Origin of the sequence: Candidatus Infernicultor aquiphilus, assembly GCF_002784285.1 — a bacterium.
GTDB lineage: Bacteria > Atribacterota > Phoenicimicrobiia > Phoenicimicrobiales > Phoenicimicrobiaceae > Infernicultor > Infernicultor aquiphilus.
In genome coordinates this window covers 1-11080 of the sequence record NZ_PFKO01000293.1, presented here as the reverse complement: position 1 = coordinate 11080, position 11080 = coordinate 1, and the positions used below count along the sequence as shown (strand labels likewise).

The window sequence follows — 11080 nt, the reverse complement described above, 5'->3', positions numbered from 1 at the left end:
TCGATTTATCGAACCCGTAAATAAGCGGGTCGGATAAATCCGACCCCTACCTTACCATTTTGTTTACTTTTTGGGGGACAACCATAATATTAATTTTTTCTAATTCTTCTTCAGATATTTTTATTCTTTTTTTCACATCACTTTCATCCTCTAATTCAACTGTAATATATTTTTTAAGTATATTTATCTCTATTACCCTTCCAGTACCTTTTTCTGTTTTTATATTTTCTCCTAATTCTGGATATTTTTTTAAAGCTTCCTTATAAAATTCAGATTCGTAAGATAAACAACACATTAATCTACCACAAATTCCTGATACTTTAGATTGATTTAAAGCAATTCTTTGTACTTTAGCCATATTGATATGAATGGGTGCAAAATTTTTTATAAAAGAGGCGCAACATATTTCTCGTCCACATATCCCCATTCCCCCGATCAATTTCGTTCCATCCCTTACCCCAACTTGCCTTAGCTCAATTTTAGTTTTAAATATTTTAGCTAAATCTTTAACCAATTCCCTAAAATCTATCCGCTGATCAGAGATAAAATAGAAAATTATCCTGCTTTTATCGAATAAATATTTTACGTAAATTAATTTCATAGGCATACTATATTTTTTAGCCTTCTCTTTACAGATATTTAATGCCTTACTTTCCTCCTGCTTAATTATTTCCCATTTTTTTAAATCCTCATTATTCGTTTTTCGAAGTATACTTTTAAGGGGAGTATCTATTTCACTATCTTTTATATATTTATAGGGAATTACTACTTCACCTAAATCTAAACCTATAGAGGTCTTTACTAAACAAATATCCCCTTTCTTTAATTTAATACTATCATTGATTTTAAAATAATAGATATAATTTGTTTTGGTAAACTTTAAACCGGTTACTTTAGGCAATATTCTAGACCTACCATCTTTAAATATAATCTTTCTAAAACAAGATGTTTATTTACATTTTTTTTCAAATACTCTTGAATCTGTTCTGAATAATCTAAGATATCCATCAGAATTTTTAGGGGATAATTTCGGGATATTTCGCTAATTACTTCTAACTTATCAGAATTTATAATATTTTTTTGAGTTCCTAACTTTTTAATCATTAAAATATCACGATACCAGGATATTATTATTTCTAATGTTTCTTCCATTCTATCTATTTCTGTTATCATCTTTTCAATATTTATAAAAATATGAGGGTCATATTTTCCAGGGAATATGGTAGCTAAGTGTTCTAATAATTTTTCTCTTTGATTAAAATATTCCTTATCGGATAATAAACTAAAAGATTTTCCAATACTTCCCTGAGCTAATTTAGAAATTAATTCAGCTCTTTCTTCTTTTAAATTATTTATTTTATTTAATAATAACTTTTTTATTTGTAAGGAAGATATTAATCTAAAATTTATTATTTGGCAACGTGATATTATAGTTAGTAAAAGTGGATCTAACTTTAAACAAATTAAAATTATCACTACATAATCAGGAGGTTCTTCTATGGTTTTTAATAAACAATTTGATGCCTCAAGGGTCATCTGATCTGCTTGATCTATAATATATATTTCTTTTTTATTTTCAAATGGCTTGATTTCAATATCTTTACGTAATTCTCTTATTTGCTCAATCTTGATTAAATCTTTAATTGGTTTAATTATTTTTAAATCTGGACAACATTGTCTATTAATCTTACTGCACACTTCACAATTATCGCAAGCTTCATTATTTTTATTAATATTCAAACAATTCATTGCTTTATAAAACTCTAGCGCCGTTATTTTTTTCCCTACTCCTTTATTCCCAACAAAAATATAAGATGATGAAATTCTATTTTCTTGAACAGATTTTTTTAATATTTTTATTGCTTTTTCTTGTCCTACTATATCTTTAAAAGACATAACCTCTCCTTTACTTTGTAAGCGTAAAGCATTTAGCGTTTAGGATAATATTTTAGTATCCAGTATTGAGTATTGAGAACTATCAGGGCGTATGCAATACGCCCCTACTACATACTATATACTATTTGTGCTATCCGCTATCTTTCTTTTCACAATTTCAACTATCTCATTATATATTTCTTCTTTACTTCTATTAGCATCAATTATTTTAATTCTTTCTGCCTCTTCCCGAAATAAATGATAATAACCATCCCTAACTCTTTCTAAAAATAACTTACCTTCAATAATTTTTTTATTTATAAATTCTTCTTCAAATCGTATTTCCCGGGAATTACCGAAAGAAGTTGATCTTCTTAATCCTTCGTAAGGTTCAATATCTAAAAAAAATGTTAAGTCAGGAATGGCTTTTCCTACCACAAAATTATTTAGATACCTAATAGTTTTTAAATCTATACCTCTTCCATAACCCTGATAAGCAGTGGTAGAATCATAAAAACGATCAGAAATGACTATTTTTTCCTTTTCTAAGGCTGGTAAAATTACTAATCTAACATTTTCTGCCCGAGAAGCTAAAAATAATAGCATTTCAGTTTTATAATCCATACCATCATTTTTTTGGTCAAGAAGTATTCTGCGTACTTTTTGTCCAATTTTTGTTCCTCCTGGTTCTTTGGTATAAACAGAAGGACATCCTTGTTCAATTAAAAAATTATAAAGCATCTTTGCTTGAGTAGTTTTTCCACAGCCTTCAAGTCCTTCAAAAGTTATAAATAGCCCCTTCTTCATTATATACCTCATATACCTCTTCAATTTTACTTGATCTATCAGTTAAGGTTTTTTTATCTTCAGTCAAAGCAATCGCTAACCCAACAACTAAAGCATCACCTGCTCCAATTAGATTAATAATTTTAGGATAGGTAGTTTCTGCAAACCATACTTCATCTCTGGTAGCATTAATTAAATTTTCTTTAATATTTTAAAATTATAGCTTAATTATTTTAATTAATCAATCTTGACATACAGTATCGAGTATCGAGTTAAGAAAAAGAACTACTCCACTAAAGTTTACACTAACGAAACCATCGCCCGGATTTTTTACAGGTTTGATAAATCAAACCCCTACTTTTCTCTCTTTTATTTTCTTCATTATATACTCGATACTATATACTCGATACTATTTTATAAACAATTTGAACAATTTAATTAATATAATCCCACCAATAAAACCACCAATATGGGCAAACCAGGCTACTCCACTTTCTCCTGTTTTAACTGCCAAAGAAGAGATACCATATAAAAATTGATATATTATCCAAAAACTTAATACTACTACCGCTGGAATTTTAATCAATCTTATAAAAAAACCAAAAATAATCACTGTAGTTACCCTTGCTCTAGGATAAAGCAATAAATATGCTCCCAACACTCCAGCTATTGCTCCACTAGCTCCCACCATAGGCATAGTAGAATTAGGATTAAAAAATATCTGAGTAAAGGCAGCAGATATTCCACAAACAAGATAAAAGATTATAAAATTTACTCTACCTAAATATTCTTCTACATTATTTCCAAATATCCATAAAAATAACATATTTCCCAAAAGATGAATAATACTACCGTGCATAAACATCGAAGTAAATATGGTTAGATATATAATTGAAGGGCTGGTAGGTAATAGATCGGTATGATGAGTAATTTCAAAAGGTATTAATCCCATGGCATAGATAAACTGAGTAAATTTTTCACCTAAAGATGCTTCATATAAATATACTATTGTATTTAATACAATTATCGCCACCGTTATTAAGGGAAATTTTTTAGTTGGTTGATCGTCCCAAAGAGGAAACATAAATTTATCACACCCTTAAATAGTTACTTGGTTAGCTGGTTAGCTAGTTCATTAGTTAGTTGAAGATCAAATTAGTAGTCCTCACTATAATATTATTAACTGAAATATTATAACATAATTTAGTATATAGTATATCGTAAAAAAAAGAAGTCAGAAGCAAGAATCCAGTAGCCAGAATAAAACAGGTATAGCTCATATTATGTCATTCCCGCATCAACGATAATTATCTTGCTTGAAATTCATCTGGGAATTGATCAATTAAATTAAAATAACCTAATATTTTTTCAATAATTCTTTTCGAAGCTTTTCCATCACCATATGGATTAATACGCTTAGCCATTTCCATATATTTATCTTTATTGGTTAATATTATATTAACCTCACTAACAATTCTTTCTTGATTAGTTCCTATCAATTTTACTACACCTGCTTCAACTGCTTCTGGTCTTTCTGTCTCATCCCGTAAAACAAATATTGGCTTTCCGAGAGAAGGTGCTTCTTCTTGTATTCCCCCTGAATCAGTTAGGATAATATATATCTTAGACATTAAATTAATCATATCTCCATAATCTAAAGTATCAAGGAGTAGAATATCTCTTCTATCTTTTAAGATATGGTTAACAGTTTTTCTTATTTCAGGATTTTTATGGAGGGGAATAATTACCAATAAATCAGAATGTTCATCTAATAATTTAATTAAAGCTTGACAAATATTTTTTAACGGTTCCCCCCAATTCTCTCTTCTATGCACGGTTACCAAAATAATCTTTTTTTCAAATATTTTTTTATCTCGTAATAAAGGTTCAGTAAAGATATGATTCTTTTTAATCATTAAAAATAGAGAATCTATTACTGTATTTCCACAGATAAAAATATCTTCTCTTTTTACTCCCTCAGAAAGTAAATTTTTGCATGATTGTGCAGTAGGAGCAAAATGAAGGTCAGCCAATACACTGGTTAAATGACGATTTATCTCTTCAGGAAAAGGATAATATTTATTATTGGTTCTAAGACCAGCTTCAATATGACCTATTTTAATTTTTTGATAAAAAGCAGCTAAAGCACCGGCAAAGGCAGTAGTAGTGTCACCCTGTACTAAAACCATATTTGGTTTTTCTTTTTTTAATATTCTTTCAATGCCGATTAGGCTATTTTTAGTAATTTGTGACAAGGATTGAACTTGTTCCATAATATCTAAATCATAGTCAGGAATTATCTTAAAAATTTCTAACATTTGATCTAACATTTCACGATGTTGACCGGTAACTACAATTTTGAAATCTATAAGATGAGGATATTTTTTTATTTCGGATATTAGGGGGAACATCTTTATGGTTTCAGGACGAGTTCCAAAAATCAAAGTAAGGTTTATTTTATTCATAGTAAATTTCAATTACTCCTGCTTCTTTAAACAACTTTCGAGCTAATTCATCAGGATATTTTTCTTGGTAAATGATTCTTTTTATTCCGGCATTTATAATCATCTTAGCGCAAGTAACACATGGCTGAGTTGTGCAATATAATATACTTCCTTTAATACTAATACCATATGATGCAGCCTGCACAATAGCATTCTGTTCAGCATGTAATCCCCTACATAATTCCTGCCTTTCTCCGGAAGCAACTTCTTTCTCTTCTCTTAAACATCCTATTTCTAAACAATGAGGCAATCCCTTGGGAGCACCATTATATCCGGTAGTAAGTATGCGCTTATCTTGTACAATTATTGCTCCTACTTTTCTTCTTAAACAGGTAGAACGTTTTGATACTAATTCAGTTATCTCCATAAAATATTCATCCCACGAAGGACGGTTCATAAATTAAGATCTCCTTTAAAAGTTAATTTTTGTTGTATTAAAGGGTGATCTAATATAATTACTTCAGACAATTACCCTTCCCCCTTATATGTCTCGTATCGAGTATCGAGTATCGAGTGAAACAGAATAGTAACAGCATGTACAGAACACAGGAAGACAGAAGACTAAAAAAAATTATTTTTAATGTAGGGGGCGGATTCATCCGCCCCGCCCCGTAAAATGGGTATTGTCTTTCGGGTTTGATGAATCAAACCCCTACCCATTCTTCATTATGGACAGACACAAGGTCTGCCCCTACCTATTATTTTCTTCTGTCTTCTGTCTTCTGCCTTCTGTCTTCTGAATTTTATTTATAAATTTTATCTTCTTCTTGTTTTATTTTATTCAGGCGTTTAAGATGTCTTTCTTCCCCGCTAAAATCAGTATTTAGCCAAACTTTTACAATTTCTTTGGCTAATCCTGAGCCAATAACTCTACCACCTAAGGTTAAAATGTTTGCATCATTATGTTCTCTAGCATAGCGGGCAGAAAATACATCGTGACAGAGTGATGCTCTGATACCCTTAATTTTATTAGCAACTATAGACATTCCAACCCCTGTACCACAAATTAATATTCCTTTATCATAGTTTTTATTTTTTACTTCTATAGCAATCTTAAAACCTACATCCGGATAATCTACAGGATTTTCACTATTACAACCAAAATCTTGGTATTCTACCTTTAGTTCTTTTAAATATTTTTTTAAATTCTCTTTTAACTGATAACCTCCATGATCACTTCCTAAAGCTATTTTCATCTTATATTTCACCACCAGTATCTATTGTGCTATTCGATAATTCTATCTATTATCTTTTTTAAATTCTCTTTTAACTCTTCAGCTATAGTTTTATAAAAATCAAGCGGTTTGCCAATGGGATCAACTATTTCATAATTTTTAATATTATTCTGAATATTTTTAAGTCCACTTTTTAGTGCATATTTTTTTATTAGAAAAACTTTATTTTGAGCAAAAGGAAATTTTATCTGAATATAATCTTGATGTTTATTGGACATAACCAAAATTAAATCTGCTTTTTTAACTAAATCTTCCTGTAAGGGTAAGGCTTTATGTTGGGAAATATCTATTCCTTGTTCAAACATCACTGAAATTGCTTCCGGAGTAGGACTCATTCCCGGCAGAGCAGAAATTCCAGCCGATATAATATTAAACCTTTTATTATCTTCTTTTCTCTCACTTAACATTTTTTTAAATATACCTTCTGCCATAGCGCTTCGACAGGTATTACCGGTACAGACAAATAAGATGGTTTTGATCATTTTAAAACTATCCTCTATATTCTGTCTTCTGTCTTCTTTACTATATAACTATTAGCTCATATGCCCCCATTACTATATACTATGATTGTAACCCAAAAAGCAAACAAACCTGCCCTCGACCTGATCGGGGAATGGTAATGTAGGGGCACGATGCCTGTCTGCGTGCCTGCCTGTGCGAGTACCTGAAATTCTTTATATAAAATATTGTTTTAAATGTAGGGGGCGGATTCATCCGCCCCGCCCCGTAAAATGGGTATTTTCTTTCGGGTTTGATACCTGCCTGTGCGTGTTCGCACGCAGACAGGAATCAAACCCCTACCTCACACAATAGACAGGCGAGACGCCTGTCCTACTCTTCTGCCTTCTGAATTCTTACTTCTGTCTTCTGTTATCTACCTTCTGGTTTTAGGTTTCTGTTTTCTTCCTTCTATTTCCTTAACCATCTAACCAGATAACTAGCTAACTAAGTAACTAATTTTTAGCGAGATACGAGATACGAATTTTATTTACGGAACGCTATTACTACTCGCTCTATTCCAGAATAATCTTTAAAAATTTCAACATTTGGTCTATAATTATCTTCTTTTAAAATTAACTCTTTTATTATTTTTGCTTGGCCCATCCCAACTTCCAAAGCTATAAAACCATCTCTTTTTAAAAAATGAGGGCTCTCTTTAATAATTTTACGATAATAATATAAGCCATCTACTCCACCATCTAAAGCAATCTTGGGTTCATTATCTTTTATTTCTTCAGGTAATAATTTTAAATCATTTGAATTTATATAAGGAGGATTCGAAACAATTGCCTCTAAACTGTATTCCTCTATTTTGTTCTGATAAGCTTCAAATAGATTTCCAGGTAAAAATATTATTTTTTTTGCACATTTATGTTTTTGAGCATTTTTAAGGGCTATTTTTAAGGATTTTTTAGATCTATCACTAGCATAAATAATAATATCTGCTATAAATTTAGCCATACTTATGGCAATTATTCCTGAACCAGTTCCTAAATCTGCTACCTTTAAATAGTAAGGACATTTTTTGTTTTTTAATTTTTTGATCACTTCTTCTACTAAAATCTCTGTCTCTGGTCGGGGAATAAAAACCCCTTTTTCTACCAAAAAATCCATCCCCATAAATTCTTGATATTTAGTAATATATTGGAGAGGAATCTTTTTTATTCTTTCCTGGATCATCTTTTCCAACTTCATTTTTTCTTCATTCTTTAATAACTTATCAGAATTTAAATATATTTCACTCCTATTCATTTCCAGCAAATAACTTAGTAAAATTTCTACTTCTCTTTCTGGATTAATTACTCCCTTATTTTTAAATATTTTGCTAATATCTTTTAAGGCTTGTCCTACAGTTTTAAATTTATTCTCGATTAACCACATTATTTTAAATTTCACTACTCTTTTTTAATTTCTCGGAGAGAATAATTATTAAATCATTTAAATTTCCATCTAAAACTTCTTCTAAATTATGTAAAGTTAGGCCAATGCGATGATCGGTAATTCTATTTTGAGGAAAATTATAAGTTCTAATTCTCTCACTTCTATCACCGGTGCCAATTTGGCTTTTTCTTTTCTGAGCCATCTCATCATGCTTTTCTCTTTCTATTTTATCTAAAAGCCTGGCTCTTAATACCATTAATGCCTTCGCTTTATTCTTAAATTGAGATTTCTCATCCTGACAGGAGACTACCAATCCAGAGGGAAGATGAGTAACCCTTATCGCTGAATCCGTAGTATTAACACTTTGTCCTCCATGTCCGGTAGAATGGAAGGTATCAATTCTTAAATCATTGGGATTAATATTAACTTCAACCTCTTCTGCCTCAGGAAGTATGGCTACTGTAACAGTAGAAGTATGAATTCTTCCGTTTGACTCAGTTATAGGGATACGTTGGACACGATGTACTCCACTCTCGTATTTTAACTTTCCATATACTTCTTTTCCCGCTACATTGAATATTATCTCTTTAAATCCACCAATTCCGGTAGAATTAGAACTCATTACTTCGATTTTCCACCTATTATTCTCTGCAAAATGAGTGTACATCCTAAAAAGATCCCCCACAAAAAGAGCTGCTTCATCTCCACCGGCACCTGCCCTTATTTCTACTATTATATCTTTTTTATCATAAGGGTCTTTTGGAAACATTAGTTCTTGTAATTTTGTCTTTAAATTTTCTTTCTTTTCTTCTAATCTTTCTAATTCTTCATTGATTAATTTTTTAAATTCCACATCTTTCTCTTCGGTAAGCATTTTTAAATTTTCTTCAATTTCTTTAGCTACATTTTTATATTCTATATATTTCAAAACTACTTTAGAAATATCAGAATGCATCTTAGCAAATTCCTGAAATTTAGATTGATTAGAAATAATTTTAGGGTCAGAAAGAGTTTTATTCAATTCTAAATATTTTTTTTCTAATTCTTCTAACTTTTTAAACATTATTTTCCACTTCGGATTTTATATTTTGATCCGGTTCAGGCAAAACACCTTTTAATGCTTTTATGGCAACTTCAATCTGAGCTGCATCAGGTTCTTTAGTGGTAAGTTTTTGGAACCATAATCCAGGCATAATTACCCATTTTATAAAGACTTTATCCATATTTTTAGCCGATAATTTTAATATTTCATAAGACAACCCGGCTATTAAAGGAATTATGGCTACCCGATAAGCTATCCGTAAAAGTAAGGTTTGTTTTCCCAGTAAAGAGAATACTAAAATACTTAATATTAAGACAATAAAGATAAAACTCGTTCCACATCGAGGATGTAAAGTACTATATTTTTTTACATTATCTACATTAAGTTCTTCTCCAGCTTCGTAAGTATAGATTACCTTATGTTCTGCTCCATGGTATTCAAATACTCTTTTTATATCTTTTATTTTTGATATAAAATATAAATAAAATAAAAATATTCCTATCCTTAATGTTCCTTCAAATAAATTATATACAATTATACTGGAGAGATACTTATCTAAATATCGGGCTATGGCAGTAGGAATAGCTACAAAGATAAGTATAAATAATACCAAAGCAATTAAAATAGTAAAAAACATTTCTACATTATTTATCTTATCTTCTTCTCCAGTTGCCTGTTCTGCTGAATAAGTTAACGCTTTTAGACCAAGAGTTAAAGATTCAATTAAATTAACTATTCCCCTAAAAATAGGCCATTTTAAAAATTTTAATTTATTAGATAATGACCTTAATTTACCTGTTTTTAAAATTATTTCATTATCTGGCTTACGAACAGCAATAGCATATTTAAAAGGAGCTCTCATCATTACTCCTTCTATTACTGCTTGGCCTCCGTAGTTAGAATTATCATTTTTCATTATTATTAATTTTCTCCTTTTATATATTTTTTAGACCATGGTTTACCACAGGTCAATTCACCTTCTGGACAAGGTCCTAAGATACAAGGTGGACCAGCATTCTCAAATATAGTTGGCGCAATATCTTTAACTTCTTTTAACATAGTTTTTGCTACTTCTCTAATCTCCCATTGGGCTCTATTGCAACATCTTAATTTAAAAATATGTAATAATTCTCGAGCATTAGCAGTTATTATTATTTTAGTTACCACTGCCTGTGGTAAAATATATCTGGCATCTTCTGCCGCAATATTATCATCTAAAAATTGGTGATAAATCTTATCTAATCCTTTTATAGTATCAATAAATATTTTACGCAATTTATCATCTTTGGCAATTGATTTTGGAATAATATAAGGAAAATCTTTCTTACTTATTTTAACATATCTTTGACTTTGTTGAGAAAAAGAGGCAATTCGATGTCTTACTAACTGATGAGAAGTTACTCTTGATATTCCCTCAATAGCAAAAGTAAAAGTAATATGTTCTAAAACCGAATAATGCCCTAATCTCATTATTTTTTTAATTAATTTCGTTATCGATTCATTAGTAAGGCTTTTTTTTAAATCTTCAATACCTAAATTAGAATAGCATAATCTTGCTGACTGAGCTACAATTTTTTCAGGATTCTTAGTATAATTTATTAATTTAAGTTTCATAGAATAAACTTCCTTTAACTAAAAACGTAAAGCGACCTGTCTGCGTGCCTGCCTGAGCGAGTACCTGCCTGCCGCGCCAACGGCGCAGGTAGACGCACAGGCAGAAAAACTAAAAACCATAATTCAAAACTTAAAACTTTTTT

At 30.3% G+C, this 11080-nt stretch carries 12 protein-coding genes; all 12 read right to left on the bottom strand.

The genetic code is table 11. The annotated features are described in order from the left end of the window. Positions 1–46 precede the first annotated feature (46 nt). The 12 genes from COZ07_RS08100 to thyX all read right to left on the bottom strand — a co-directional run bounded on the left by COZ07_RS08100 (position 47) and on the right by thyX (position 10937). Positions 47–901 (bottom strand): stage 0 sporulation family protein, encoded by an 855-nt coding sequence (locus tag COZ07_RS08100; RefSeq protein WP_406608059.1) that lies wholly within the window; start codon positions 899–901, stop codon positions 47–49. Continuing rightward, positions 889–1896, bottom strand: a complete 1008-nt coding sequence (locus tag COZ07_RS08095; RefSeq protein WP_406608058.1) for an ATP-binding protein — start codon at positions 1894–1896, stop codon at positions 889–891. The genes COZ07_RS08100 and COZ07_RS08095 overlap by 13 nt, the downstream gene beginning before the upstream one ends. 114 nt (positions 1897–2010) lie before the next feature. Further along, complete coding sequence (tmk, locus tag COZ07_RS08090; protein WP_406608057.1) at positions 2011–2682, bottom strand: dTMP kinase; 672 nt, start codon at positions 2680–2682, stop codon at positions 2011–2013. 388 nt (positions 2683–3070) lie between these two features. After that, on the bottom strand, positions 3071–3745 hold the full coding sequence (locus COZ07_RS08085; protein WP_406608056.1) for a rhomboid family intramembrane serine protease: 675 nt from the start codon (positions 3743–3745) through the stop codon (positions 3071–3073). Positions 3746–3968: 223 nt separating this feature from the next. Further along, positions 3969–5126 carry a UDP-N-acetyl glucosamine 2-epimerase gene (gene wecB, locus COZ07_RS08080; RefSeq protein ID WP_406608055.1) on the bottom strand — a complete coding sequence of 386 codons (1158 nt, stop codon included), beginning with the start codon at positions 5124–5126 and terminating at the stop codon, positions 3969–3971. Next, positions 5119–5562 (bottom strand): cytidine/deoxycytidylate deaminase family protein, encoded by a 444-nt coding sequence (locus COZ07_RS08075; protein ID WP_406608054.1) that lies wholly within the window; start codon positions 5560–5562, stop codon positions 5119–5121. Before COZ07_RS08075 ends, wecB begins: the two co-directional genes overlap by 8 nt. A 346-nt stretch (positions 5563–5908) precedes the next feature. Further along, positions 5909–6361 (bottom strand): RpiB/LacA/LacB family sugar-phosphate isomerase, encoded by a 453-nt coding sequence (rpiB, locus tag COZ07_RS08070; RefSeq protein WP_406608053.1) that lies wholly within the window; start codon positions 6359–6361, stop codon positions 5909–5911. Positions 6362–6390: 29 nt separating this feature from the next. Then, the gene (locus COZ07_RS08065; protein WP_406608052.1) at positions 6391–6882 is read right to left on the bottom strand and encodes a low molecular weight protein arginine phosphatase; all 492 of its coding nucleotides are present in this window, start codon (positions 6880–6882) and stop codon (positions 6391–6393) included. Positions 6883–7384: 502 nt separating this feature from the next. Continuing rightward, a complete protein-coding gene (gene prmC / locus COZ07_RS08060; protein WP_406608051.1) occupies positions 7385–8281 on the bottom strand; it encodes a peptide chain release factor N(5)-glutamine methyltransferase in 897 nt (298 codons plus the stop codon). A gap of 4 nt (positions 8282–8285) precedes the next feature. Continuing rightward, entirely contained in the window at positions 8286–9344 is a 1059-nt protein-coding gene (prfA, locus tag COZ07_RS08055; RefSeq protein WP_406608050.1) for a peptide chain release factor 1, read from the bottom strand. After that, entirely contained in the window at positions 9337–10239 is a 903-nt protein-coding gene (locus COZ07_RS08050) for a DUF1385 domain-containing protein (RefSeq protein WP_406608049.1), read from the bottom strand. Before COZ07_RS08050 ends, prfA begins: the two co-directional genes overlap by 8 nt. 5 nt (positions 10240–10244) lie before the next feature. Further along, positions 10245–10937 (bottom strand): FAD-dependent thymidylate synthase, encoded by a 693-nt coding sequence (thyX, locus tag COZ07_RS08045; RefSeq protein WP_406608048.1) that lies wholly within the window; start codon positions 10935–10937, stop codon positions 10245–10247. Positions 10938–11080: the final 143 nt, after the last annotated feature.

Bases quoted from the DNA above. Each gene is read 5' to 3' on its own strand.
- tmk (WP_406608057.1), bottom strand. From the start codon at position 2,682: ATGAAGAAGGGGCTATTTATAACTTTTGAAGGACTTGAAGGCTGTGGA.
- COZ07_RS08065 (WP_406608052.1), bottom strand. From the start codon at position 6,882: ATGATCAAAACCATCTTATTTGTCTGTACCGGTAATACCTGTCGAAGC.
- COZ07_RS08050 (WP_406608049.1), bottom strand. From the start codon at position 10,239: ATGAAAAATGATAATTCTAACTACGGAGGCCAAGCAGTAATAGAAGGA.
- rpiB (WP_406608053.1), bottom strand. From the start codon at position 6,361: ATGAAAATAGCTTTAGGAAGTGATCATGGAGGTTATCAGTTAAAAGAG.
- prmC (WP_406608051.1), bottom strand. From the start codon at position 8,281: ATGTGGTTAATCGAGAATAAATTTAAAACTGTAGGACAAGCCTTAAAA.
- COZ07_RS08075 (WP_406608054.1), bottom strand. From the start codon at position 5,562: ATGAACCGTCCTTCGTGGGATGAATATTTTATGGAGATAACTGAATTA.
- COZ07_RS08085 (WP_406608056.1), bottom strand. From the start codon at position 3,745: ATGTTTCCTCTTTGGGACGATCAACCAACTAAAAAATTTCCCTTAATA.
- thyX (WP_406608048.1), bottom strand. From the start codon at position 10,937: ATGAAACTTAAATTAATAAATTATACTAAGAATCCTGAAAAAATTGTA.
- wecB (WP_406608055.1), bottom strand. From the start codon at position 5,126: ATGAATAAAATAAACCTTACTTTGATTTTTGGAACTCGTCCTGAAACC.
- prfA (WP_406608050.1), bottom strand. From the start codon at position 9,344: ATGTTTAAAAAGTTAGAAGAATTAGAAAAAAAATATTTAGAATTGAAT.
- COZ07_RS08095 (WP_406608058.1), bottom strand. From the start codon at position 1,896: ATGTCTTTTAAAGATATAGTAGGACAAGAAAAAGCAATAAAAATATTA.